The sequence below is a fragment of the Amycolatopsis panacis genome (assembly GCF_003600245.1).
GTDB lineage: Bacteria > Actinomycetota > Actinomycetes > Mycobacteriales > Pseudonocardiaceae > Amycolatopsis > Amycolatopsis sulphurea.
This window is the reverse complement of sequence record NZ_QZFV01000098.1, coordinates 16,539-42,420: the sequence shown is the minus strand read 5'-3', so window position 1 is coordinate 42,420 and position 25,882 is coordinate 16,539. Positions and strand designations below refer to the sequence as shown.

21 protein-coding genes are annotated in these 25,882 nt (G+C 69.3%); 8 read left to right on the top strand and 13 right to left on the bottom strand.

Annotated features, from left to right (window positions below; translation table 11 throughout):
• The first annotated feature begins 149 nt into the window (after nt 1-149).
• The 5 genes from D5S19_RS20505 to D5S19_RS20485 all read left to right on the top strand — a co-directional run bounded on the left by D5S19_RS20505 (nt 150) and on the right by D5S19_RS20485 (nt 6,378).
• A complete protein-coding gene (locus tag D5S19_RS20505) occupies nt 150-1,460 on the top strand; it encodes an NAD(P)/FAD-dependent oxidoreductase (RefSeq protein ID WP_120024984.1) in 1,311 nt (436 codons plus the stop codon).
• Nucleotides 1,461-1,563: 103 nt separating this feature from the next.
• A complete protein-coding gene (locus tag D5S19_RS20500) occupies nt 1,564-2,784 on the top strand; it encodes a PucR family transcriptional regulator (RefSeq protein ID WP_120024983.1) in 1,221 nt (406 codons plus the stop codon).
• Between the two features lie 138 nt (nt 2,785-2,922).
• Complete coding sequence (locus D5S19_RS20495) at nt 2,923-4,236, top strand: MFS transporter (RefSeq protein ID WP_120024982.1); 1,314 nt, start codon at nt 2,923-2,925, stop codon at nt 4,234-4,236.
• Nucleotides 4,237-4,356: 120 nt separating this feature from the next.
• The gene (locus D5S19_RS20490) at nt 4,357-5,067 is read left to right on the top strand and encodes a hypothetical protein (protein ID WP_120024981.1); all 711 of its coding nucleotides are present in this window, start codon (nt 4,357-4,359) and stop codon (nt 5,065-5,067) included.
• A gap of 663 nt (nt 5,068-5,730) precedes the next feature.
• Nucleotides 5,731-6,378, top strand: a complete 648-nt coding sequence (locus D5S19_RS20485; RefSeq protein ID WP_233574068.1) for a TetR/AcrR family transcriptional regulator — start codon at nt 5,731-5,733, stop codon at nt 6,376-6,378.
• Between the two features lie 38 nt (nt 6,379-6,416).
• On the opposite strand, the gene D5S19_RS20480 is transcribed toward D5S19_RS20485, so the two are convergent.
• Genes D5S19_RS20480 through D5S19_RS20435 form a run of 10 tightly spaced genes read right to left on the bottom strand, consistent with a single transcriptional unit; the run spans nt 6,417 to nt 18,687 of the window.
• Nucleotides 6,417-7,079, bottom strand: coding sequence for a GntR family transcriptional regulator (locus tag D5S19_RS20480; RefSeq protein ID WP_120024980.1), 663 nt, complete (start codon nt 7,077-7,079; stop codon nt 6,417-6,419).
• A 4-nt stretch (nt 7,080-7,083) separates the two neighbouring features.
• Complete coding sequence (locus D5S19_RS20475) at nt 7,084-8,841, bottom strand: thiamine pyrophosphate-binding protein (protein WP_120024979.1); 1,758 nt, start codon at nt 8,839-8,841, stop codon at nt 7,084-7,086.
• A complete protein-coding gene (locus tag D5S19_RS20470) occupies nt 8,841-10,055 on the bottom strand; it encodes a M20 metallopeptidase family protein (protein WP_120024978.1) in 1,215 nt (404 codons plus the stop codon). Before D5S19_RS20470 ends, D5S19_RS20475 begins: the two co-directional genes overlap by 1 nt.
• Entirely contained in the window at nt 10,052-10,960 is a 909-nt protein-coding gene (locus tag D5S19_RS20465; protein ID WP_120024977.1) for an LLM class flavin-dependent oxidoreductase, read from the bottom strand. The genes D5S19_RS20470 and D5S19_RS20465 overlap by 4 nt, the downstream gene beginning before the upstream one ends.
• Nucleotides 10,957-12,798 (bottom strand): hydantoinase B/oxoprolinase family protein, encoded by a 1,842-nt coding sequence (locus D5S19_RS20460; protein ID WP_158605576.1) that lies wholly within the window; start codon nt 12,796-12,798, stop codon nt 10,957-10,959. Before D5S19_RS20460 ends, D5S19_RS20465 begins: the two co-directional genes overlap by 4 nt.
• Complete coding sequence (locus D5S19_RS20455) at nt 12,791-14,842, bottom strand: hydantoinase/oxoprolinase family protein (protein ID WP_120024975.1); 2,052 nt, start codon at nt 14,840-14,842, stop codon at nt 12,791-12,793. Before D5S19_RS20455 ends, D5S19_RS20460 begins: the two co-directional genes overlap by 8 nt.
• Complete coding sequence (locus tag D5S19_RS20450; protein WP_120024974.1) at nt 14,839-15,678, bottom strand: ABC transporter permease; 840 nt, start codon at nt 15,676-15,678, stop codon at nt 14,839-14,841. Before D5S19_RS20450 ends, D5S19_RS20455 begins: the two co-directional genes overlap by 4 nt.
• Nucleotides 15,675-16,517, bottom strand: coding sequence for an ABC transporter permease (locus tag D5S19_RS20445; protein WP_120024973.1), 843 nt, complete (start codon nt 16,515-16,517; stop codon nt 15,675-15,677). The genes D5S19_RS20450 and D5S19_RS20445 overlap by 4 nt, the downstream gene beginning before the upstream one ends.
• Nucleotides 16,514-17,587 carry an ABC transporter ATP-binding protein gene (locus D5S19_RS20440; protein ID WP_120024972.1) on the bottom strand — a complete coding sequence of 358 codons (1,074 nt, stop codon included), beginning with the start codon at nt 17,585-17,587 and terminating at the stop codon, nt 16,514-16,516. Before D5S19_RS20440 ends, D5S19_RS20445 begins: the two co-directional genes overlap by 4 nt.
• A complete protein-coding gene (locus D5S19_RS20435) occupies nt 17,587-18,687 on the bottom strand; it encodes an ABC transporter substrate-binding protein (protein WP_158605575.1) in 1,101 nt (366 codons plus the stop codon). Before D5S19_RS20435 ends, D5S19_RS20440 begins: the two co-directional genes overlap by 1 nt.
• Nucleotides 18,688-19,145: 458 nt before the next feature.
• Between D5S19_RS20435 and D5S19_RS20430 the strand changes: the two genes are divergently transcribed.
• On the top strand, nt 19,146-19,595 hold the full coding sequence (locus D5S19_RS20430) for a hypothetical protein (protein ID WP_120024970.1): 450 nt from the start codon (nt 19,146-19,148) through the stop codon (nt 19,593-19,595).
• A gap of 601 nt (nt 19,596-20,196) precedes the next feature.
• Here D5S19_RS20430 and D5S19_RS20425 read toward each other — a convergent pair.
• Together D5S19_RS20425 and D5S19_RS20420 are read right to left on the bottom strand one after the other, a co-directional pair.
• Nucleotides 20,197-20,790, bottom strand: coding sequence for a YdcF family protein (locus D5S19_RS20425; RefSeq protein ID WP_120025088.1), 594 nt, complete (start codon nt 20,788-20,790; stop codon nt 20,197-20,199).
• Nucleotides 20,791-20,890: 100 nt separating this feature from the next.
• On the bottom strand, nt 20,891-21,901 hold the full coding sequence (locus D5S19_RS20420) for a hypothetical protein (RefSeq protein ID WP_233574059.1): 1,011 nt from the start codon (nt 21,899-21,901) through the stop codon (nt 20,891-20,893).
• Between the two features lie 516 nt (nt 21,902-22,417).
• On the opposite strand from D5S19_RS20420, the gene D5S19_RS20415 reads away from it, so the two are divergent.
• Nucleotides 22,418-23,533, top strand: a complete 1,116-nt coding sequence (locus D5S19_RS20415) for a radical SAM protein (RefSeq protein ID WP_233574058.1) — start codon at nt 22,418-22,420, stop codon at nt 23,531-23,533.
• A gap of 5 nt (nt 23,534-23,538) precedes the next feature.
• Nucleotides 23,539-24,072: a class IV adenylate cyclase gene (locus tag D5S19_RS20410; protein WP_120025086.1), complete on the top strand. Its 534-nt coding sequence runs from the start codon at nt 23,539-23,541 to the stop codon at nt 24,070-24,072.
• A gap of 349 nt (nt 24,073-24,421) precedes the next feature.
• Here D5S19_RS20410 and pntB read toward each other — a convergent pair whose 3' ends face one another.
• A complete protein-coding gene (pntB, locus tag D5S19_RS20405) occupies nt 24,422-25,879 on the bottom strand; it encodes a Re/Si-specific NAD(P)(+) transhydrogenase subunit beta (protein ID WP_199730603.1) in 1,458 nt (485 codons plus the stop codon).
• Nucleotides 25,880-25,882 lie beyond the last annotated feature (3 nt).

Here is a 25,882-nt window from a genome sequence, read left to right as displayed (position 1 = left end):
GCGGGTCCGCGCGGCACGTGTTGATCGGGGGGGCGCGTGGCTACACATGTCGTGTCGGCCGGGCTCCGGACTTGACGCTTGGTGGCTGTCGCACCCCTGCCCGGCACCCACACTGAATGGGCACGTGAACGGGCAGGGAGGACAACGACATGAGCTCGGAAGTCAGCGCGGACGCAGTGGTCGTGGGTGCGGGGGTGATCGGTTCGGCCATCGCGCTCGAGCTGGCCAAGACGGACCGCCGGGTCGTCGTCGTGGACCGCGCGAGCGGGGCGGGTCAGGGGTCGACCAGCGCCTCCAGCGCCGTGGTCCGGTACAACTTCTCCACCTTGGCCGGGGTGTCCGCCGCCTGGGAAGCGCACTTCAGCTGGGTGGCCTGGGCCGAGCACCTCGGGCACCCGGTGGGCGATCTGGCCCGGTTCCAGCGCAGTGGTCTGGTCATGCTGGACGTGGCCGCTGCGCCGCGCTCGGGCTGGCTGCCGCTGTTCGACGAGGTCGGTGTGCCCTACGAGGAGTGGGACGCGGCCACGCTGGCGGCCCGGGTGCCGGGGATCGACCCCGGGAAGTACTGGCCGCCCAAGCGCATCGACGACGACGGCTTCTGGGAGGACTCCGACGCCACGCTCGGCGGGGTCTACACCCCGGACGCCGGGTACATCACCGATCCCCAGCTGGCCGCGCAGAACCTCGCCGCGGCGGCGGCCGCCGAGGGCGCCGAGTTCCGCTACCGCTCGACGGTGACCGCGATCGAGACCGGGGACGGCCGGGTCCGCTCGATCGTGCTGGCCGACGGCACCCGGATCTCCGCGCCGATCGTGGTCAACGCCGCCGGCCCGTGGTCGGGCAAGCTGAACGGGCTGGCCGGGGTCGGCTCGGACTTCACCGTCGGGCTGCGGCCGATGCGCCAGGAGGTCGCGCACGTGCTCGCGCCGGAGGGCTACCACCCGCCCGGTGGGGTCGGGCCGGCGATCGCGGACGTCGACCTCGGCACCTACTTCCGCGGCGAGGTCGGCGGCGGGCTGCTGGTCGGCGGCACCGAACCGGAATGCGATCCCTTCCAGTGGCTCGACGATCCCGACGAGGCGAACCTCAACCCGACCATGGCCGTGTTCGAGGCCCAGGTCACCCGCGCGGCGCGACGGCTGCCCGGACTGCGGGTGCCCAACCGTGCCAGCGGCGTGGTCGGCGTGTACGACGTAGCCGAGGACTGGACGCCGATCTACGACCGCACCGAGCTGGGCGGCTTCTACGTGGCGATCGGCACGAGCGGTAACCAGTTCAAGAACGCCCCGGTGGCCGGGCGGATGCTGGCCACCCTGATCGAGCAGGTCGAGGCCGGTGCCGACCACGACCGGGAACCTGTTCAGTACAAGGGCGTGCACACCGGGCTGGCGATCGACCTCGGCGCGTTCTCGCGCAAGCGCAGCCGCAACAGCGGCAGTTCCGGCACCGTGATGGGCTGAGCCTCTCGTACGAGTGAGCGCCCACGCGGGCTTTTCCGCGCCGCGCGGTCTACCTTGGACGGCGGGTGGTGACGGGCACCACTGGCCGACCGGAAGGGACCCGATGTCCGACGGCGACCTCCAGTCCATTGTGGACGAACTCGCCGAGCGGCTGCGGCGCTCGGTCGCGATCGACGATCCCTCGATCCGGCTGCTCGCGGCGAGCCGGCACTTCGGCGACGAGGACGCGCTGCGGGTCTCCTCGGTGCTCAATCGAGCGGTCGACGCGAGCACCGCGGACCGGATCTTCGCCCTCGGCATCGCCCGCTGGACCGCACCGGGCGTGGTGCCGGTGGACGGAGCCTGGACCCGGCTGTGCGCGCCGGTGCGCTGCAACGGGATGCTGCTGGGCTACCTGTGGCTGATCGACGAGAAGGGCGAGTTCACCGAGCGGGAGAAGGCCGCCGCGACGGAGGCGGCGGCCACCGCGGGCACCATGCTCTACCGGAGGCTGCTGCTGCACGAGCGGTCGAAGGCGCGCCAGGAGGGCATCCTGCGGGAGCTGGTGTCCCCGGATGGCGCGGTCCGCAACCAGGCGGCCGGGGACCTGCGGGCCGAGCAGATCTTCGGCGACGACTGCACGAGTTTCACCGTGCTGGCGGTGCAATGCCGGATCACCCGGACCACTTCGGCGCCGCAGCAGGTCGCCTTCGAGGCGGCGATCGAGGACGGGGTCCGCTGCGTCGGCGACGACGTCGCACTGATGGTGGCCAACCGGTCCCGGGCGTGGCTGCTGCTCGGCCAGCACCAGCCGCCGACGCGGGCGCTGGTGGATTCGGTAGCCGACCGGATCACCGGCCGCTTCCGCGGGCTCACCGACGATCAGGTGCAGCTGGTCTTCGGCCTCGGCGGCACGGTCGGCAGGCTCGACGCGGTGGTCACCTCCTATCAGCAGGCGCAGCTGGCCGCGCGGGCCGCGCTGCTGCTGCCCAGCATCGGCGAGCTGGCCCGCTGGGGTGAGCTTGGCCCGTACGAGCTGCTGCTGAAGCTCCCGCTGGACGAACTGCTCGACACCTCCCCGGTACCCGCGCTGGTGGCGCTGGAGCAGGAGGACAACCACCACGTCCTGCTCGACACGCTCGACGACTTCTTCAACCACGGCGGCAACATCCAGCGCACCGCGGACTCGCTGCGCATCCACCGGGCCACGCTGTATCAGCGGCTCAAGCGCATCGAGCAGATCACCGGCTGCAACTTCGACAACGGCGACGACCGGCTGATGCTGCACCTCGGCCTCAAGCTGCGGGCCATCACCACCGCCTATCGGGACCACTTCGGCGGTTGACGGGGAGAGCACGGAGGTCCACAGCGGACCGCGGATGACACATGTCGCGGCCCCGGTCCGGGGCACGCGACATCTTGCGATGGATCGATCGGTGGCTCGTGCGCACACTCGTACGATCCATCCTCTCGCGGAGGTGTCATGAACCAGTCCGCACCATCCCCCACGGTCGTCCCTGCCAGTACCCGCAGTTCCCGCCGGATCGTGCTGTTCGCCTCGGCAATCGGGAACTTCGTCGAATGGTTCGACTTCACTCTCTACGGTTACTCCGCGGCGGCGATCGCCGCCACCTTCTTCTCCTCCGGTGACCGCGTCGCCGGGCTGCTCGGCGTGTTCGCGGTGTACGGCGTCGCGTTCGTGGCCCGGCCGCTGGGGGCGTACGTGTTCGGGCGGATCGGCGATCGGCGCGGGCGGCGCACTTCGCTGGGCATCTCGATCATCGTGATGGGTGCCGCGACCGCGGCCATCGGGCTGATCCCCGGCTGGGCGCAGATCGGGGTCGCGGCGCCGATCCTGTTGCTGCTGTGCCGATTGCTGCAAGGCTTCTCCGCGGGCGGCGAGTACACCGGCGCGATGGCCTTCAGCGTCGAGCACGCCCCGGACGACAAGCGCGCCTGGTACTTCGCGCTGGTCGGCTCGTCCACCTGGCTGGGCACCATCGGCGCGACCGGCGCCGTGCTGCTGTTCCAGGCGTTGACCGGGGACGGGTTCATCACCGGCGGCGGCTGGCGGTGGCCGTTCCTGATCGGCGGCCTGATCGCGGTCGTCGGCCTGCTGCTGCGGCTGCGGGCGGACGAGACGCCGGTGTTCACCGCGATGCGCGAGGCCCAGCCGGCCGAGAAGGTCACCCGGCCGCTTCGTGAGCTGGTGCGCGGGCACTGGCGGACGCTGCTGATCCTGTTCGCCTTCTTCTCGGTGCTCGGGCTGTTCGTGCACAGCTTCCTCGGGTACATGCCGACCTATCTCGCGGTGGCGGGCGGGTTCTCGCCGTCCACGGTGCTGGTGGTGGTGACCGTGGCCAACATGCTGACCGTTCCGGCCGGCCTGATACTGGCGAGGATCGCCGACCGGCGCGGCCGCCGGCTGCTGATCCGGATCGGCGCGATCGCCGCGGTGGTGCTGGTCATTCCGGCGTACATGGTCGTCGGCACCGGGAACGTCGCCTTGGTGCTGCTCGCGTTGCTGGTGCTGCTGGTGGCGGTGAGCCTGCTGACCGTCGGCACGATCTCGGTGCTGGAGCTGTACCCGACGAACGTCCGGTTCAGCGGGATGGCGTTGCCCTACAACGTGGCTTACGCGATCTTCGGCGGGACCGCCCCGCTGGTCAGCCAGCTGCTGGTGGACGGGACCGGGAGCCTGCTCGCCCCTGCCGTGTACGCCAGTGTGGTCGCGTTGCTCGCCGTTCCGTTGCTGATGCGGATTCCGGAGACCCGCGGGCGCAGCCTGCTGCACTGAGCACCCCGCGACGTTCGTCGACCGGTCCACCGGCAGGGGGCGACGTTTGTCGGGCGCCCCCTGCCGGTGTGCTGCGGCACCATCGGAATCACCGTTCTACCAAAGGAAAAGGGCGATCCGATGCAGACTGGCCACGCCGGATTCGATCGATTCTTCAGCGGACCCGGTGCGTTCGTGACCGGCGGGACCATCCTCGCCGCCTGGTCACCGGACGGCGGCGCCCTGGCGTTCCTGGAAGGAGCCGCGGAGCAGCGGACCGGCCGCCTGGTCGACCTGGCGACCGGCGAGCAGCGGCCGCTGCTCGCCGACGTCGGGGCGCTGCGCGAGGCCATCCGTGAGGCGACGGGGCAAACGCCGCCGGGCCGCGGGTTGCCGTTCGAGCACCTCGCTTTCGTGGGCCCGCGCACAGTGGCCACGGCGGTCGGCGCGGTGCAGGTACTCATTGATGTGGCCAGCGGCGCGGTGACCAAAGCACCCGCGGAAAATCCGATCGACGTTTACCAGGGGTACGCCGACAGCGTGCGCCGTACCCCGCAGGAGTTCCGGCGCAGCCTGGTGCTGAGCGACCCGGTGAAGTCGCGGGAACTCCTGTCACCGGACGGCAACCGGTTCCTTTCCACCGAGGGCGGGAACCTCGTGCTGCGTTCGGCCGTGGACAACCGGCGGGTCCAGCTGACCACGGACGGGACGCCCGAGCACGAGTATCGCTTCGATCTGGTGGAGCCGTTCCTGGCCATGATCGGCATGGCGTTCCCGGTGTGCAACTGGTCGCCCGATGGCGCGTCGTCGGACTGGTCGTCGCCGAGTTCGCCGATCCAGTGCGCCCAGTAGTTGAGGTTCGCCGGCTCGGCCCGTGTGTCGGTGGTGCGCGCGACGAAGTCGTGCAGGTGAGTGCCGTCGCCGGTCGAGGCCAGGGCGACCGACGCGGAGCGAGCTTCAAACAGACTGGTCACGTCGTTGTCGGTGATCTTGCGTCGCCCCGCGTTTTTCCACTCGCTGCCCAGCCAACCAGCAATCTGACTGCGTTGGTCGAATCCGAGCAAGTAGACCGCTTGTCGGCGTCGTAATGGTTCGTCAGGGTGCACGCTCGCGGCGAGCGGGTGACCTTCGGGGTCAACCCCATGCGCTACCAGCGGTGATCCCGGTCGAGAGCACTAGATCCGCTTCGACGGCTGCCCGCAGGTGCCAACCGATGGACGGTGGTGCGCCGAGCCGGGGCAGCCGGGCGGAGAGCCGGACGAAGCGCCAGTGGCCGGAGCGATCTGGTCGGCTGGGGGAACAGCCGACCTGGGAGGCGGGATCCTCCGACCAGCCGCCTGGGCAACTCGACCGGCAGCCGGAGCAATCCGGCCGGTGGGTAGGGCAAACCGACCGGCAGCCGGGGCGACCTGGGCGGCGAGTGCGGTCGTCCGATCGTCGGGTGTTGAACCGGGACGAGCTGCTGCAGGCCGCGATCGCCGTCGCCGATGGTGAGGGGCTGGGGGGGCGGTGTCCATGCGTCGCGTCGCGGCCGAACTCGGTACCGGACCGATGTCGCTTTACCGGTACGTCACTAACAAGGACGAGCTGGTGGCGGAAATGGCGGACCAGATCTTCGGCGAATGCGCGCTACCGGTTCCCGGGCCCGCGGGCTGGCGGGCCAAGCTCGAACTGATCGCCCGCGCGCAGTGGGCGTTGTGCCGACGGCACCACTGGTTGCCTGGCGCGGTGTCGTTCACCCGGCCGTCGCTGACCCCCCGCATGATGGCGCACACCGAGTGGACCCTGCGCGCCCTCGACGGGCTCGGCCTTTCCCTGCCGACGAAAATGCACGAGGCCCTCGCCCTGCACTCGCTGGTCCTCTCGGTCGCACTGTCCGCGGCCGACGTGGAAGCGGAGCAGGAGACCGGGGTGACCCCAGGGCCCCGGCAAAGTTGGCCGGGGACCCGGCAGTGGGCGATGCGGAGGTGTGTGCGACCACCTCGTGGCGTGCGCCGGACCGGTTTCGGGTCTGTGAAGGGACCCTTCACAGACTCAGAGTCCGTGAAGGGTCCCTTCACAGACCCGAAACCGGTCCGGCGCACGCCACGAGGTGGTCGCACACACCTCCGCATCGCCCACTGCCGGGTCCCCGACCAACTTTGCCGACACCCTGGCCTTTGAGTCTGTGAAGGGTCCCTTCACAGCCTCTCTTGCAGTACTCAATAAAGCTTGCGCAGTACGAGTTTCAGCGAGAACTCGACGTGCTCGCGGGCGACGTCGGCCGCGTCGCCGGGGCGGCGGTGCACGACGGCCTCGATCAGCTGGCCGTGCTGCTGCGAGGACCGGCGCAGGTCGTCGGCCGTGTAGACCGACGCGACGCGGCTGTTGAAGTGGAAAAGCCGCTGCTCGCGCAGGGTGTGCAGGAGCCGCCCGTTGCCGGACGCGCTGCTGATCAGGTCGTGGAACTCGTCGTTGGCCTTGGCCCGCTCGCCGAGCACCGCGACATCCTCCACGGTCATCTGCGCGCGGCGGGCCTCGATCGCCGCGCGCTGCTCGTCGGTGGCGTTCAGCGCGGCGAGCCGCGCGGCGTGGGATTCCAGCGCGGCCCGGACGCCGTAGATCTCCACGACCTCCTCCGCGCTGTAGGACCGGACCACCCACCGGCGGCGGCGGGACTCGGCGAGCCCGTCGGCCGCCAGCCGCTGGATGCTCTCGCGCACGGGGGTGCGGGACACGCCGAGCCGCTCGGCGATCTCGTCCTCCACCAAGGGTGAGCCGGCCGGGATGATCCCGTCCACGATGTCGCCTCGCAGCCTGCGGTACACCTCCTCGGACAACCGGGCGCGGCTGCCGGGCTTCGGCATGTCTCCCATCGGCATCATCCGCTCAGTAGACCGGTCGCTCACCGTGACCGGCAAGCCCCGCGTCCCAGGCGGGCACGGGCGGGGCGAATTCGATCATGTGCGGGACCTCGACGTCGAGATAACACGGGCGCGGGTCGGCGGCGAACGACTCGATCCTCTTGGTCAGCTCCGGAAAGGACCGGACCGTGGCACCTTCGACGCCGTTGGCCCCGGCCACCGCCACCGCGTCGGTCGGTCCGGGGTCGACGCCGAAGTAGCGCCCGCCGGTGTAGAGGTGCTGGAGCATCTTGATCCAGCCCATGCTGTGGTTGGTCAGCTGCACGAACAGCACCGGCAGCCGGAACCGTGCGGCGGTTTCCAGTTCCCCGCACGACATGGCGAAGCTGCCGTCGGCGGTCAGCGACACGACCGGCGTGCCGGGACGGCTCTTCGCGACCCCGATCGCGGCCGGGATGGCGTAGCCCATCGGGCCGTGCCCGCGCGGGATCACCACCTGCCGCCCGGCGGACTCCTGGCTCCAGAACACCGCGGCGTTCGGGGTCGGGGTGCCGGGGTCGGCGACCAGGATCGTGTCCTGGCCGAGCCGTTCCCGGATCGCCTCGACGACGGCGCGCGGGTACAGCACGCCGGGCGCGTGCTCGGGCGAGTCGGTGTCGGGAGTCGCGTCGGCGCGCGCCGACGCGACCGCCTGCACGCGGTCCGCACGGATGCCGTCCGGGATCTCGCCGGCCGCCTCGATCAGCTGCGTCAGTACCGTCCGGGCGTCGCCGACCAGCGGCAGCGAACCGGGGAAGTTCCGGCCGGCACGGGACTTTTCGATGTCGATCTGCATGACCGCCGGCCCGTACTTCGCCGGCGCCGTCCAGCTGTTGGTGTCGGTGGCGTTGGCGCGGGTGCCGACCAGGAGCACGACGTCCGCATCGGCGACGTACGAGTTCACACCGGGCTGGCCGGAGTTGTTGCCGATGACGCCGAGCCGCCACGGGTCGTCGGTGGCGACCGTTCCCACGCCGTGGATGGTGGTCGCGACCCCGGCGCCGATCTTTTCCGCCAGCGCGTGCAGTTCTTCATACGCCGAGGACAAGTGCACGCCGCCGCCGACCACGATCGCCGGGCACCGGGCCTCACCGAGCATCTTCGCCGCGAGGGCGGCCGCGGCCGGGTCGGCGGTTTCGCGCTTCGCGGGCACGGTGATCGGGACCGGGCGGGGCGGCACTGTCGCGTGCTCGTCGAGAACGTTCTCCGGGACAATCATCGCGACCGGTGCGGGTCGTCCGGAAGTCGCGGTGCGGAGCGCGTTCTCGACGGCCGCGGGGACGTCGGCCGCGCGCTCGACCACGATCTGGGCCTTGGTGACGGCGGAGAACAGGGCGCGCTGGTCGATCTCGGTGAGCGCGCCGCTGCCGCGACTGCCGGCGTGGATGTCGGAGCTGATGACCAGGACCGGGATCCCCGAGGCGAAGGCGTCGCCGAGTCCGCCGACCACGTAGGTCGAACCGCCACCACTGGAGACCTCGACGACGCCGACCTTCCCAGTGACGCGCGCGCACGCGTCGGCCATGTACGCGGCATGGCGCTCGTCGCGGGCCAGGACGTGCTCGATGTCCTTGGTGCGGTGGAAGAACGCGTCGTAGAGAATGACGCCGGTGTCCCCGGGAACCCCGAACACGGTCGTGATCCCGCTGCGCACGAGCGCGTCGACAAGGTGATCGGCGCCTCGGGTGAGGGACTGGACGGGTGCCGGCTCGGCGGGAACCGGGTCGGTGAGGGTGGCGGACATCAGCTGGACCTTCCTGTGGGGAGGTTCGACACGCGTGCCGGGACAGACCCGGCCGCGGGAGGGGGAAGCAGGTGGTGACGCGCGAGCCCGGCCAGCAACGCTGCCGCGTCGGGCAGGATCGAGTCGTCGAACCAGGCGCGGGGAGAGTGGTTGCCGGCAGTGGCCGGGCGGTCGGCGGGGCCGGCGCCCAGGTAGCCGTAGGCGCCGGGGATCTCGCGCAGGACTTCGGAGAAGTCCTCGGAGCCCGTACGCGGATGGACCAGGTCCGCATAGCGGCCGGGGCCGAACAGCCCGGTGGCAGTGGCAGCGAAAACGGCGGCTGCGTCCGGATCGTTGACCGTCGGCGCCATCACCGGGCGGACGGCGGCTTCGGCGGTGAGCCCGTGTGCGGCGGCGACGGACGCGACGACCGAAGGGAGTTCTTCGGCGATCCGCGCGGTGGCGGCTTCGGAGAACGTGCGGATGCCAGCACGCAATGTCCCGCTGCCGGGGACGACGTTCGGCGCGGTTCCGGCGTGCAGCTCACCCACGGACAGAACCACCGGGTCGAAGGCGTCGAAGCGACGGGCGACGTAGGCGTAGAGCGCGGTGACCGTTTCCGCCAGCGCGGGCACGGGGTCGAGTGTCTCATGTGGACGGCCGCCGTGTCCGCCGCGGCCGATCAGGGTGGCGTCGAGGATGGAGTACGCCGCCATGATCGGGCCTGGACGGCAGTAGGCCATCCCGCGCGGGCGGTCCGCCAGCACGTGCAGCGTGTACGCGGCGGACGGCCGTTCGCCTGCGGCGTCGAGCAATCCCTCATCGAGCATGAGGCGGGCGCCGCCGTGGCCCTCCTCGCCGGGCTGGAACATGAACACGACCGAACCGGACAGCTCGGACTGCTGTGCGGCCAACGTGTGCGCGGCACCGACGAGCGCCGTGGCGTGCAGGTCGTGCCCGCAGGCGTGCATCGCCGCACCGGTCGCCGCGAACTCGACGTCGGTCTCCTCACGGATCGGCAGCGCGTCCATGTCGCCGCGCAGCAGCACAACCGGGCCGGGCCGCGCGCCGCGCAGCACGGCAGTCACCGAGGAGCACTTCTGCCCGAGCGTCAGTTCCAGCGGCAGGCCGGAAAGCGCGTCCAGAATCGACGCCTGGGTACGCGGCAGCTGCAGGCCGACTTCGGGGTCGGCATGCAGCTTCCGGCGCAGCGCCACCAGATCCGGCACCGTCACGGCCGTTCTCCCTTCTGCAGCAGCGGGAGCACGGACTCGACGACCTCGCCGAACACGTCCGGGTCGTGCTTTCCCTGCAGGGGGAAGGGGAACATGAACTCGGTGATGCCGATCTCGGCGTAGCGGCCGACGGTCTCGCGGAACCGCGCGACCGACACCCACGGCGTGTCCTGGGTGAACGCGAGCATGAACGAGCGGCGGATCAGCGCGGGATCACGGCCGATGCGCTCGCATTCGGCGTCGAGCTGCCGCGAGCGACGCGCCGTCACGGCGAGGCTTTCGTCCGGCGTGAGCGAGATGCCGCGTGCGAGCTGGCTGAACAGCGTGCCGTAGGTGCTCCACACGTCGGCATATCGTGCGGCGACGGCGATCGTGGCCGGCCGATGCGCGGCGATGAGCAACGGAATCCGCTCCCCCGCCGGGCCGGGCGCGGAGGTCATCTTCGACCGGTGGTACTCGCCGTTGACGTCGACCTCGCCGCCGTCGAGCACCGCGCGCAGCACGGCGCAGTACTGTCCGAGCCGCTCACCGCGCTCCGCGACGGGCCACGGGTCCAGACCCGCGGCGGCCAGGTCCTTGGGGTTGCCACCGGCGCCGATCCCGACGACCGCGCGGCCACCGGACAGATGATCAAGCGTCACGGCCTGTTTCGCGAGCACGGCGGGATTCCGCATCCCGGCCGCGCTCACCAGCGTCCCGACGGCCGGAGTCGTTGTGGCAGCGGCGATCCCACCCGCGAGCAGCCACGCGTCGAAGCGCGGCTTGGCCCCATCCGGACCGCTCCACAGGTGATCACCAGCCCACAGTGCGTCCCAGCCCGTGGCCTCGAACCCTTGCCAGCGCGTGGAAAGCTCGCTCCACGACGCTGCCTCGTGGGTCATCAGCCCGAACCGAAGCCCGCTCATTCAGCCACCCCCAGCCTCGCCGCGGCGAGGACGTCGTCGATCAGTTCCCGGCTCACGGTGCCTTCACCGGCCTGGGCCTCCGCTTCGAGGTACAACGCGCGATAGGTCGCCGCCTGGCGGGCTTCCGGCACACCGTCGAGCACGGCGTCGATCAGCGCCCGCTGGCTCGCGGCGGGCCAGCGCTCATCGTGGGCGTCGCGCGCCGCGCCGAAGCGGAAGAGGGGACCGTCTCCGGGTTCGCCGAGGCCACCGCCACCGGGGGTCTCGATACGCAGAACATCGTTTCGGGCCAACGTAACCGTGCCCACCCGGCCGAGATCGCGCTCGCCCGGCGTACCCGGATTGAGCGTGGCTTTCCCGGACTGTCCGGGCTCGCCGCCGTGCACACCCCACGGCTGGTTCACCAGCCGCTCCAGGCCGCGCACGGCGAAGGTCACGTCGTCGTCCAGGCTGCGCAGCTCGACGACCAGACCGTCGCCACCGGTGAACTCCCCGGCTCCGCCCGAACCCCGGCGGTAGTGGTACTGCTCGACCAGCACCGGCACCTCGGATTCGAGGACCTCGTTCGGCACGTTGCGCAGCCAGCCACCCATGTAGCTCGTGCCGCGCAGCCCCGGAAGCCCCGGCCGGCCACCGGACCCGCCGGTCAGCGGCTGCCCCACCGACACCCGGCGCCGCCCGGTCGCGGCGTCGCGATAGGAGATGGCCGCGATCGCGACCTGTCCCGCGCCCGCGGACATCGCCTCGGCCGGCCCGGCCTGCGCGAGGCAGCCGAGCACACAGTCCATGATGCGGAAGAACACCGCCGCCCGGACCCCGCAGGTCGCGCCCGGATGCGGATTGACGACCGAGCCCTCCGGCAGCGTCGCCGTCAGCGGACGGACGAGACCGGAGTTGTAGGGCACCGTCTTGTCCTGCGAGTAGAACCAGTTCACCAGCGCGAAGGCGAGCATGTAATGCCCCGGCTCGCCGCCGGTGTGCAGATTGATCGCCTCGACCACCTGCGGCGAGGTGCCCTCGAACGACAGGTGCGCAGTGCGCCCGGACACCGTCAGCTCCAGGCGCAGCCGCGTCGGCGGCACGTGGACGACGCCGTCGCGGGTCTGGCCTTCGAGATAGTCGACGAACTCGTAGCTGCCGTCGGCGAGCGAGTCCAGCATGTCCCCGGCGCGGCGCTCGGACACCTCCAGCAGGTCCGCGATCGCGTCCTTGACCGCCTGCGCGCCGAAGGTCTCGTCGATCTCGGCCAGCCGCCGCTGCGCGGTCCGCAGCCCCGCGACCTGCGCTTCGATGTCGCCCACGTTCTCCCTGGGCACCCGGGAGTTGCGGGCGATCATCGCGAACACGGCGTCGTTGCGGCGGCCGTCCTCGATCAGCCGCAGCGGCGGGATGAGCAGGCCTTCCTGATGCTGGTCGGTCAGACCCCAGTCGATCGAGGACGGCACCGCGCCGCCGATGTCGGACGAGTGCACGAAGCTCAGCGCGAAGGCGACGATCTCGCCACCGGCGTAGAGCGGACACCAGGTCCAGATGTCGGGCAGGTGCGTGACGAGGCCGCCTGTCGCGTCGGGGTCGTTGCTGACGCCGACATCGCCGGGCCGGTACTCCCCCAGCGCCTCGATCGCGACGCGCGCGGGCGCGCCGATCATCGTGTTGCCGGAGATCCGCTGGGGCGCGGCGAACACCTCGCCCCCGGGCGTCACCAGGCAGGTGCCGAAGTCGGCGGTCTGCTTGACGAACGTGGAGAAGCTCGTGCGGCGGATGTTCTCCGCCATCTCCTCCACGACCGCCGAGAACCGGTGGTGCAGGACTTCGAGCCGGACGGGCGAGCTACGCACGGGCGCTCCCTTCGGTGCGGATCCGCAGATTGCCGAAACGGTCGACGCGCGCGGCGAACCCGGACGGGACGTAGACGGTGGTATCCGGGGCGGACACGACGGCCGGGCCGATCAGTTCGGCGCCCGCGGCCAGCCCTGGACGCCGGTGCACCTGTCCCTTGACCAGCTGCCCGTTCTCCACCAGCAGATGCGGAACGGCTTCGGCCTCGGCGCCCGCCCGCCATTCGGCCTGCGGCAGCGTCGGCGAGGCGGCGAGGGTGACGCGCAGGCTGCGCACGTCGATCCCGGCGTCGCCCAGGTCCACGGCGTACGCGCGGCGGTACTCGGCGGCGAACGCCTCGGTCAGTGCGTCCACAGTGGACGGTGTGTCGGCGTCGAGGGTGACAGGGAGCGTGAAGGACTGCCCGTCGAGCTGGACGTCGGCCCAGCGTGTGATCTCGACGTCCGGGTGCAGCGAGTGGTCCTGCGCCTCGTACCAGGCGCGCGCTTTCGCGGTCAGCTCCGCCCAGGTCTGCGTCAGCACCGCGTCGGTGACCGCGCCAGTTGCCGGGGCGACCAGATCGACGCGCATGTCCGTGGCCAGCGCCCCGTAGGCGCACAACGTGCCCGGCGACGCCGGGACGAGCACCTCGGGCATGTTCAGCGCGCGGGCGAGCAACGCGGCCTGCACCGGTCCGGCACCGCCGTAGGCGACCATCACCAGCTCCGACGGGTCGATGCCGTGCTGCGCGCACAACGGGACCAACTGGGCGTGCATCATCGCCGTGGCAACGGAAACCGCCGCCTCTGCGGCCTCTTCCACGGTCATGGCGAGCGCTTCGGCGATGGGCCGCATCGCGGTACGGGCAGCGTCGGCGTCCAGGTTCACGGTGCCCGCCGCGAAGTCGGCCGGGTCGAGGTAGCCGCACACCAGGTAGGCGTCGGTCAGCGTCGGCTCCGAGCCGCCACGGCCGTAACACACCGGACCCGGGTGCGCGCCCGCGCTGCGCGGGCCGACCTTGAGCACGCCGGAACGGTCGACGCGGACGATCGAGCCGCCGCCCGCGCCGATGGACGAGACTTCGACGGACGGCAGGATCAGCGGGAACTGCCCGATGAGGCTCTCGGTCGAGTACGGCACGGCACCGTCCACAATGGCGCAATCGACGCTCGTACCGCCCATGTCCATGGTGATCAGCCGCGACACACCGGCCGCCGTCGCGAGCCGCACCGTGCCGGCCACCCCGGACGCCGGTCCCGACAGCAGCGTCTCGACGGCGGCGAGCAGCATCTCCTCCGGCGCCCGGTCGATCGAGCAGACCCCGCCGTTGGACTTCGTGATGTGCAGCAGGCAGCGCAGACCCAGCTCCCGCAACGACTCCGCGAGCACCCCGAGGTACCCGCCCAGCGCGCGGCCGACGTGCGCGGCGAGCACCGCGACCGTCGTGCGCTCGTACTCCTTCTCCTCCGGCCACATCGCCGCCGAGCACGCGACCGGCAGCTGGGGGAACTCCTCGGCGATCACCCTCGCGGCGAGCTGCTCGTGCGCCGGGAACCGGTGGGAGTGCAGGAAACAGACCGCGAGCGCCTCGACCCCGCCGGCCACCAGCGCACGCACCGCGCGCCGGATCTCCTCCGGATCCGGCTCCCGCACGACACGCCCACCGGCCGTGACGCGCTCGCCGATCTCGCGCACGTCCGTCTCGGCGACCAGCGGACGGCGCTCGGTGGTGAACAGGTCGATCGGGTCGTCCAGCCGCAGCCTGCCGATGCTCAGCAGATCCGGGAACCCGGCGGTGACGAGCAGGCCGACGCGGGCGCCGGAGGACTGGAGCACGGTGTTGAGCGCGAAGGTCTGGCCGTGGGAGAAGTACTCGACCTGCTCCGGTGAGACCTGCGCGTGCTCCAGGACCCCGCGCACCCCGGCCAGCACGGCTCGGGCGGGCTGCTCGGCGTCGGAGGGGACCTTGTCGGCGACGAGCTCTCCGGTCGCGGCATCCACCAGGACGATGTCGGTGAACGTACCCCCGACGTCGACCCCGAGGCGGTAGCGGGAACTCGTCATGCGGGCTGCTCCTCCTTGCTCTCCGCTTGGTTCGCCGCCGTGCTGCCCGGTGCCGCGAAGAGCCCGGCCTTGCGGCCCGCGAGGGCCACGAGCCCGGTCAGCAGCAGCGAGCCGACGATCATCAGGCTGGACACCGCCGAGGTGGTCGGGTCCTGGTTCTGCTGCAACCGCAGGAAAATCGCGACCGGCAGCGTGGTGGTGTCGGCCGGCATCAGGAACACCGACAGGTCCACCTCGTCGAACGAGGTCAGGAACGCGAATACCGTGGCGATCAGCAGCGAGGCGCGGATCTGCGGCAGCGTCACCTTCCGGAAGGCGGTGAACGCGGACGCGCCCAGGTCGCGAGCCGCCTCCTCCAAGGAGGGTTCGAGCGTCGCGAGCCCCGCGCCGACAAGCGACACCACGAACGGCAGCAAGATCAGCACGTGCGCGAACGCGACCCCGCCGACCGTCCCGTACGCCGCCGGGACGAGCGACGCGAACAGCACGAAGAAGCAGAACCCCGAGACTACGCGCGGCATCGACAGCGGCGCGATGAACAACATGCGCAGCAGCCGCGTGCCCGGCACCTCAAGCCGGTAAAGGGCATACGCCGCCGCCGTGCCGAGCACAACCGAGCAGGCCGTCGCTATCGCCGCGACCTGCACCGAATACTGGAAGCCCACCTGGAACTGCGGGTAGCTCAGCGCCTCGGCCAGCCAGTGCATCGTCAACCCGGACGGCAGCCCGCTCAGCACCTCGTCCTTGCTGACCGACGCGACCAGCACCACGACCAGCGGCGCGAGGATGAACACCGCGACGACGAACAGGAAGATCCTGCGCAACCACACGCTCATGTCGCGCTCCTCGTCCCCACCCGGCCCGCCACCAGCCTGCCCAGCAGCCCGAACGCGGCGAGCACCAGCAGCGTCAGCGCCAGCAGCACGACCGCCTGCACCGCCGCGCGCGGCCAGAGCAGCTGCTGGATGTCGGTGTAGATGCTCTCCGCCAGCACGCTGACCCGGCCGCCGCCGAGCAGCGCCGGGGTGGCGAACGCGCTGATCGTCAGCGTGAAGGTCAGCTGGGCGCCGGCCAGCAGGCCCGGCACCGTCGGTGGCAGCAGGACCTCGCGGAACCGTTGTGCCGCACCGGCTCCGAGATCGGCGGCGGCCTCACCGAGTTCGGCGGGCACCGCGCGGACGGCGGCCAGGATCGGGAAGAACGCGAACGGCAGCTCGACGTGCACGAGCGCGAGGATCACGCCCGGCTCGTGATAGAGCCAGCTGTCCAGCACGCCGCCGAGTGGCCCGCCGGTGCGCAGCAGCATCGCCCAGCCGTAACTGCGGACCACCACGCTCACCAGGATCGGCGAGAAGATCACGAACATCATCGCGGCCACCCGCCAGCCGCGGCCCATCGCGCGCAACGACCACGCCAGCGGATAGGCGATCACCACGCACAGCACGCAGACGATCAGCCCGACCCGCAGCGTCGTGCCCACTGTGGACCACAGATAGCTGTCGGACAAAGCGCTCGACCACGTACCGGCGTCGAAGGTGCTGAACAACGTGGCGGTCTGCGTGGTGCGGAGACTGTAGGAAACCAGCAACGCGACGATGGACACGAACGCCAGCAGCAGATACGCGGAACCGGGAGCGATGAGCAGCAACCCGAGCCTGCGGCGCCGCGTGTTCACGCCGCCACCGCCGCATTCGCCGCGCCGATACGCTGCAGGTCTTCGTACCCGAAGGCCACACCCACCTTGTCTCCCGCGCCGTACTCGGGCAGCGCGGGCACTTCCGCGAGCAGCTCACGCCCGGTCGAGGTGGTCACCCCGACCCGCTGTGCCTTGCCGGTGAACGAGGCCGTGCGCACGACGGCGGTCCCGCGGGCGTCGGCGTCGTCCGGCGCGACGAGCCGCACCGACTCCGGCCGGATCGCCACCGCCCTCAGCCCGCCACCGCTCACGTCCCGCAGCGAGATCCCGTCGACCTCCGTGAAATCCGGGCCGTCGAAGACGTTGTTCTCGCCGATGAAGCTCGCCACGAACCGGCTCGCGGGCCGCTCGTACAGCTCGCGGCCGGTGCCGATCTGCTCGATCCCGCCGTGGTTCATCACCGCGATCCGGTCCGCGAGTTCCATCGCCTCGGCCTGATTGTGGGTGACACACAGGAAAGTCGTGCCGGTCTCCTGCTGCCACGCGCGCAGCTCGCGCCGCATCCGCAGCTGCAGGCTCAAGTCCAATGCGGACAGTGGCTCGTCGAGCAGCAGCACGTCCGGCTTGCGCACCAGCGACCGGGCGATCGCGACACGTTGCCGCTGCCCACCCGACAACGTGGCCGGCGCACGATCGGCGTAGCCCTCCATCGCGACCAGCTCCAGCATCTCCCCCACCCGGCGGCGCACCTCCGCCTTGGCGAGGCGCTTTCCCTGGGTGCGCAAGCCAAACGCGATGTTGCCGGCCACGCTCATGTGCGGGAACAACGCCCCGCTCTGGAAGACGAGATTGGTGGGGCGGCGATGCGCGGGCGTGGTGGTGTGGTCGGTGCCGCCGACGCTGAGCGTGCCCGCGTCCGGCCGGTCCAGCCCGGCGATGATGCGCAGCAGCGTCGTCTTGCCGCAGCCCGACGGGCCGAGCAGGCAGAAGAAACTGCTGGCCGGGATCGTGACGTCCACGCCGTCGAGCACGGTGGCCGGGCCGAACCGGCGGACCAGCCCGCGCACCTCGACCGAGCTGGCCCCGAACCCGGTGTCCGTCCCGGACATCAGATATTCGCCTTGACCTGGTCGTTCCAGGCCTGGGTGGCGGCGGTGATGCTCGTGACCAGCGCGGCCCAGTCCACCTGGATGGCCTGCTCGACGGTGCTGAGCTGGAAACTCGGGCGGTTCGCGTAGCGGGCGTCCATGGTGGCGCCCCGCACCAGCGGCAGCGTGCCCGTCGCATTGCAGTAGGCCGCGACGTTGGCCGGTGTGAACAACTCGTTCATCAGCTCGGCCGACGCGGTGACCTGCGCGTCGTTGGAACCCTTGACGATCTGGAAGCCCTCGGGGAAGGCCATCGCGCCCTCCTTGGGCACGGCGAAGCCGATCGGGTCGCCCGCCTGGATCCACGGCTCGGCCACCCCCTGGAACCCGGGCGCGATCACGACCTCACCGGAGTTGAGCTGCTGCCGCAACTGGTCGACCGAGGAGATGAACCCGCGGAACTGCTTGGCCTTCGCGGCTTTGGCGAAGACGTCGATGCCCGGCTGCAGGTTGGTCTCACTGCCACCGTTGAGTTTCGCGATGACCGGCACCGCGTTGACACTGAATGCCGGGGCGTCCCAAGTGGTCACCTTGCCCTTGTTGGCCGCGGCGAACAGGTCCATCCACGACGTCGGCGGGGTCGGGAACGCCTTCTTGTTGTAGACCAGTCCCATCGCGTCCATGACGAGATAGGCACCCTTGCGGCCGGGGATCTGGTATTTCGGGAGCACTCCGGACAACGCGGACACCGAGTCCGGCACCGGCAGCCAGAGATCCTTGGAATTGCCCTGCGCGAAGCTCTGCGCGTTGAAGAACCCGAGGTTCAGCAACGGGTTCGACCGGTTGATCTGCACCGAGGACACCAGCTTGGGGAAGACGTCGGCGTTGGTGCCCTCGATATACTTGACCGTGACGCCCTTGGCCTTCGCATAGGCGTCGCCGACCTGCACGGGCACCGTGCCCTGCGCGCCGGCCCAGTGGAACATCGTGATCGTGGCGCCCCCCGCACCGCCCGCGCCGCTCGACCCCGGCGTCCCGCAGGCGGCCAGCGCAGCCGCGGCGCCGGCGGAGATCCCCGCGACGCGGAGGAACCCGCGGCGGTTCATGGAGTATGTGGTCATCTGCGCACTCCTCGGCAAGCGGACCCGGACCCTGAGTGGTCGTGTCGGTAATCCTGACCTGCGGCAACCTTCGCATGCGAAGTCGCATACGACAAGAGTGTCCACCATGTGGATTCTGCCCGGCCCCCTTCCGGCCAGGCGATGGCCGGAAGGGGGCACGCGGAATTTTCGCGGTGGAAACACGGGGAGGGACGCTCGGCGGGGCTTTGTCGCCGCGTCGTCCCAGCGGCGTGGTTAGGGGGCTCTGCGCAAGGGCATCCGCCGCATGGCGCGGTCCGCCGGGTTTCCGAGGGCAGGGAAGCGGCCGACTCGACGGCGTCTTCCCCGGCCAGGATCCGCGTGACCATGATCCGAGAGCGGCGGTCGACAGCTATCCCTGCTGTACCAACGCCTTCGAACCCGGCCGCCGACCTCCGGCACGGCTGCCAACGTCTCCGGACCCCGGATAACCTGGCCCCATGACCGCGTCTGCCCGGCCGAGCACCGTGACCGTCGAACTACACCCCGAGTTCAATCACTTCGGCTTGGTCGACGCCGACGCGGAGAATCCCGGTCCCGCCGTCCATGCCGCCGACCACGTTCCGTTCGCCGCCCGCGGGCCTGCCGGAGCGCTGTTCTTCACCCAGCGCGACGCCATCGTCTCGGTCCGACTGGAGGTCTGGGACCTCGAACCACCCAAGACAGCGGAAGAATTCGCGCACCGGTTCAGCGGCACTTTCACCACCGGCACCGGCTGCGTTGCCCTCGGCTCGGTCACCGCCTCACCGGCCGACCGCACCATCGACCTCTCCCCCAAGACCACCCACCACCTTCGCGCCTACCGTTCGGCCACCTTCGACGCCCCGCCGGATCCCGACGTTTCCGACACCGGCGCCATCAAGCTGCAGCGATGGCTCATTCAGGTCTGATAACCGCGGCGGCTCATGGAGTAACCGATCATCTGCGCACTCCTCGGCAAGCGGATCCGAGCCCTGAGTGGTCATGTCGGTTATCCTCCTGCGGCAACATTCGCATGCGAAGTCGCACACGACAAAGTGCCCACCATGTGGATTCTGCTCGGCCCCCTCTCGGCCAGGCGATGACCATATTCGGGCGGAAACACCGGGAGGCACACCCTGCGGTGCCTTGTCGAGCATTGTCCCAGCGGCGCGGACGCGGCGGCGCGGAGCTCTGCGCAAGGGCGCCCGCACCGGCAGCACGACGAGGTCCGCCAGGCCTCCCGAGGCCGGTCGTCCCGTGCGGTGACTGCACCCTCGGACGACGCGAGCCTCCCGAGATCACGGCCGACGGACGAGGGCAGCACGGGCCGGGACCTTGAACACGGGAGAGCGTCGGCGCCAGAGCGGCGGTCGCGTCTTCCTGGCGCGACAGGCTGACGCAAGCCGGCCAGGCGAACACTTGAGCTCGTCCTATATCAGCCGCATACAGTTTGGCCGGCGTCGAGAGACGCCGAAATAGATTCGACTGGCGAATGGAACACGTTCTTTGGTTCTCGTAAGCCAGATCTCACTATGTCAGGAGTCGGCCATCAAAACCGTTATCAAGCAAGCGTTCGTAGGCCGCGACCACCTTGGCAGGTACCACTTGCTCAATGGCAAAGCCTAGCCTCGGGTACTCCATCACCCGCTGCATGTCTCCGACGAGCATGTCGATGACCAACTTCCCGTCCCCGATTGACTGCACGTACTCGTCGAACTTCAACGGTTCGGAGGCACAGGCCACAGTAGCGTCCGGCCATGCCTTGCGGCAGGTAGCAAACGCCCGGCGCTCCATGTACGGCTTCGAGATAAGCAATAGAGACTTCGGGCAATGGCCGTGCTCAGCCAAGAGCGCACGGGAGTAGGCGATATTGTGGCCGGTGTTGGTAGCCTGGGGCTCCACGAGAATCGCCTCGTCAGGTACACCCAACTCGATCGCCCGTTCGCGGTAATGCACTGCTTCACCTCGTGGGAAGCGTGCCACTGTCGTGCGGCTGGTCGCCCCTGTGAACACCAGCAGCGGAAACAGGCCGGCGTGGTAGAGCTCTGCCGAGAAGCTGGCAACGCCGAGGTCATGACTTCCGAGCCCAATGGCCACCTCACACGGTGCCAGCTCGTGCCCCATCCGGTGGTAGTCCCAGACTGCCTCCGCGTCCTGCCAGTCTTGCTCCGTAATGAGATGGTCTGCACCGGTCACCGCGCGTTTACTCCTCTATCAGTTCACTTTAGTGGGTTTTCTCGAAAGCGTGTCGGATGCCCTCGATGCTCCGGAGCTGGTGGGAAAGTCCGTACTTATTCGACAGCCGGGCGACTTGCGTTAGGATCGCCAGGCCATTGTCCGCTGTCTGCTGGTCGGACAGCAAGATATGCGCGTGCGCGGTATCCAGGCGGACACGCTGCATGGGCGAATCAGACGATCGGCTCGACAGTGCGACGCCGATATACCGTAAGGCGTTTGTGATATCGCCAGCGCCTCGGTAAGCCAGTGCCAGCTTTTGCTGTGCCACCGACCAGTCTTCCGGCTCTTCGAGTTCTTCAAACCTTCGAGCAGCTTCGGCCATTACGTGGACTGCGTGTTCGTTATTTCCCTCCTTGCTCAGCGCGGTACCAATCCACAGATAGGCACGGGTACGGTCACGCTGACTCAGGCGACAATCGGCGGACAATACTTGATAGCGCTCGGCGGCAGGTTCAAGACAGCCGGACATTTCATCAACGACGGCGAGGGATAGTTCAACCTGGGCTGCCCGCCGCGGGACGTCCAACGTACGAAATAGGTGGTGTGCTCTTCGGTACGTCTGCCGCGCTGAACGCACGCCGGCAATCTCGCCCTGGTCACGCCGCAAATCGCCGAGCAACACCAATGACCGGGCGTGCAGGTACAGCCCGTGGCTGTCGAGGCCATGCGGGTCGAACCGCCGCAGCCACCGGCCAGCGAGACTGGCCGCAACCTTGAACTCCTGCCGGGCGAGGCAGGCAGCCGCCCGGCCGAGGTCGTCTGTCCAAGTTTCGTAGTCCCACTCGCGTGGGCCACTGCGGTAGTGGTGCGCCAGGGGTTCGGTCGTTCCTGCGCTGAGCAGCAGCTCGAACCGGAGCTTGGCGTCTGCGCCCGCCTGGCTCAGCGCCGTATCCAAGATGGCCTGCGTATCCGGCCGGGGTGACGTGTCAGCCCCCAGTGCTTCCCACTTGGCCACGGTGCGGGCCGCAACCCCCAGGTGGTCAGCGAACGCCCGCACACTCAGCCTCAAGCCACGGCGGAGCGCCCTGGCCTCACGGCCAGTCCAGAGGCGCACTGGCACCATGTGATCGACCCCCTTCCCGGACGTCCATACAACCACGTCAGCGGGCAGCGGTGCACCGGAAGTGCAGCGGAAGTGCTACAGCCGGTCATTCCCACACGAACCGACGGTGACCAGACTCGAATGGCAGGCACCGGGTTCCGGGAGAACGAGAAGAAACTCCTGAGACTTCACTGCTGAAACTCGGCGCTCGGTGTCACTCACAACTGACGGCGAGTGGGTAGTGACGTGGACGGGCATCAGTTGAACCAATGACAGGCAGAGACACAAGCACTCCACGGAGCGCTCTCCGGCGCGCCGCCTGGCAACGTCGAAGGCATCGAACCAAGTACCGGAACGCGGGAAGTCCGCAAATATTTCAGACCAGAACCGTTTATCTTGACGGAATTCGCCGATCGGATAACCGTGCCGAATTCCTCCAGGTAATCCAAAAATCGAACCGCGGAGCTTGCATTGGCCATAGCAAATACCATTCCGACACACATAGGAATCGACCGAACGTTACGAATTAAGATAATCGACGCCTGCGGTCTGACGTGCACTTTCTGTCACAACGAGGGCACGCCCGTTGCAGCAGACAACGTCGGCAAGTCCGTCGAGACATTCCAGTCGGCCGGCCGTACGGGCCGGGTGTCGATTTACGCCCGCGCCAACGGCGCAGCGTTCCTGCCCGCACCCGTCGCGCCAGACGACGGCTACGTGTCTGCGCTGGTTGCCCTGCGCCAAGCGCTCGGTGCGACCGAACTGCACCTGACCGGCGGCGAACCGACCCTGCACGCGGGCTTGCCGAAGCTACTGGCGCTGGCGCGCACGGCGGGCTTCCGGGTATGCATGACGTCCAACGGCGAACGCGGCGCCGAGCAGATGGCCGCCTGTGCCGAAGCCGGGCTTGACCGGGTGAACTTCTCGGTGTTCGGCACCACGCCGGCCGAGCTGGCCGCCGTACAGCACACTCGCTACCGCAACCCGGTACGCGCCGCCCGCAAGCTCGACGCTTTGCGCGCCGCAATCGCAGCGGCTGTCGAGCACGGCATCACAGCCAGCGCCAACGTGGTGGTGCCGGACGCCAGCCACATTGACCGGGTGCACCGACTGCTCGACGAGTACGCGCCGCAGCTCAGCGTGCGGCTGCTCAACTCGCTTGACGAGGGGCAAACCTCGATTGATGCCATTGAACAAGTCTTGGCCGCGCGGGGCGCGGTCGCTGAGGCCCGCTACGTCACCGCTGGAGTCTCTGGCTGCCGGACGGCCTATCGCCTGCCGGAGGGGCGCCGGGTGTACTTCAAGCAGATACGCCCAGTACGGCTTCCGGAAACCTGCGCTGGGTGCCGGTTCAACAATGGCACCGACTGTCAGGAGGGTTTCTATGGCGTGCGGCTGTACCGCGACCAGCAAGGGCGATATCAGGTGGGCATCTGTATCCAGCGGATGGATCTCTGCCGCCCGCTCGATGCCTTCCTGGCGTCCTCTTTGCCGGCGGAGATCCGCCGCTTCCGTGCACTTGACCATGCCCGGCTCACCGCTGAACTGAGCCAGTATCCTGCTACCGACAGCCAGGACAAGGAGTGATTTCCGTGCCCATCGAGCACGAAGCCAAAGTGCTGGACATCGACCCGGAAGCCACGGCCGCGCTCATCCTGGCCAAGGGCGGCGGGCAGGTGGGCGAGCCGAAGCTCATGCGCCGCTACGTCTACGACATCGTGCCGGGCGACAGGTCGAAGTGGATTCGGCTGCGCGACACCGGCAACGAGACGACGCTGTGCGTCAAGGAGATCACGAGCGACGCGATTGACGGCACACATGAGATTGAGACGGCGGTCGGTGACCTCGCGGCCACCAACGATCTGCTGGGGCTGATGGGGTTCACGCCGAAGTCATACCAGGAGAACCGGCGCACCAGTTTCACGCTGGACGGCGCGCGGCTGGAAATCGACGAATGGCCGCAGATTCCGCCGTACCTGGAGATCGAGGCCGATACGCAGGATGACGTAGTGCGGGTGGCTGGACTGCTCGGCTACGCCGAGCACCAGTTGACCGGCGAAAACACGGTCAAGGTGTACACCCGCTACGGGATTGAGTTGAGTGCGATTCGCGAACTGCGGTTCTGACTCCTGACCGGCTGGCGGCCGCGCGGCGGTACGGACTCGACAACGCCCCCGGTACGTCATCTGTCGGCTTACCGGGCGTTGTTGATCTTAGCGATCAAAAGAGTCCCAAGCGGGCTACCTTCGACGCCCCACCGGATCCTGATGTTTCCGACACCGGCGCCATCAAGCTGCAGCGATGGCTCATTCAGGTCTGGTGACCACGGCGATCCGCCTCGTCGTCCGGAAAGCACAGAGGCGGTGAAGGAGCGGAAAACCCCGCTCCCCTCACCGCCTCCGGTCCAGACGACACCCGGCTTCCAGCGCCACCGCGACCCACCGCCGCGGCACAACTCACCGAGTTCGGCGCCACTCAGGATCCGGCGGCCGCTCCCACGCTCGGCGTACGAGACGGCAACTGGCCGACCAGTTCGTCGACACGCTCCTTCGCGTCGCCGAACAACATCGCCGAGTTCTCCCGGAAGAACAACGGGTTCTGCACCCCCGCGTACCCCGACGACATCGAGCGCTTGAACACGACCACGTTCTTGGCGTCCCACACCGTAAGCACCGGCATGCCCGCGATCGGCGAGCCAGGGTCCTCCGCCGCGGCGGGGTTGACCGTGTCGTTCGCGCCGATGACGAGCACGACGTCGGTTTCGGTGAAGTCGTCGTTGATCTCGTCCATCTCCAGGACGATGTCGTAGGGCACCCTGGCCTCGGCGAGCAACACGTTCATGTGCCCGGGCAGCCGCCCGGCGACCGGGTGGATGCCGAAGCGCACCTCGACGCCACGCTCGCGCAGCCGGCGGGTCAGCTCGGCGACGCCGTGCTGCGCCTGCGCGACCGCCATGCCGTAACCCGGCGTGATGATCACGCTGCTCGCGTCCGCGAGCAGCTCGGCGACGCCGTCGACGGTCACCTCGCGGTGCTCTCCGTAGTCGACATCGCCGGCTGGACCGGCCTCGATGCCGAAACCACCCGCGATGACCGAGATGAACGAGCGATTCATGGCCCTGCACATGATGTAGGACAGGTACGCACCCGAGGACCCGACGAGCGCGCCGGTGACGATGAGCAGGTTGTTCTCCAGCAGGAACCCGCTCGCCGCGGCCGCCCAGCCCGAGTAGCTGTTGAGCATCGAGACGACGACCGGCATGTCACCGCCACCGATCGAGGCCACCAGATGCCAGCCGAGCACCAGCGCGAGCGCGGTCACCGCGATCAGCAGCCACAGCTGCGGGGCGGCGACGAACCACACCGTCAGCGCCACGAACAGCACCAGCGCGCCGAGGTTGAGGAAGTTCTTGCCGGGCAGCATCAGCGGCGAGGACTTGATCCGGGCGGACAGCTTGAGGAACGCCACGATCGAGCCGGTGAACGTCACCGCGCCGATGAACACGCCGATGAAGACTTCCGCCGAGTGGATTCCGCCGAGCCCGGCCGCCGCCAGCGATCGCGCTTCGGCACCACCGAGATCGGCTTCCACCTGCTGATAACCATTCCAGCCGACCAGCACGGCGGCCAGGCCCACGAACGAGTGCAGCAGCGCGATCAGTTCGGGCATGCCGGTCATCTGCACCGCGCGGGCGCGCTGCAGGCCGACGACGGCGCCCAGCACCAGAGCGACCACCATGAGCACGACGCCGAGCGCGGAGATTTCCCGGTCCACGGCGAGCGCGATGGTCGCGGCGAGCGCGACGACCATCCCGGCGATGCCGAAACCGTTGCCGGACTTGGCTGTCTCGTGGCGCGACAGGCGGGCCAGCGCCAGGATGAACAACAGGGCGGCCACGAGGTAGGCCGCCTGGGTGATCGATTCAAGAGTCATGAT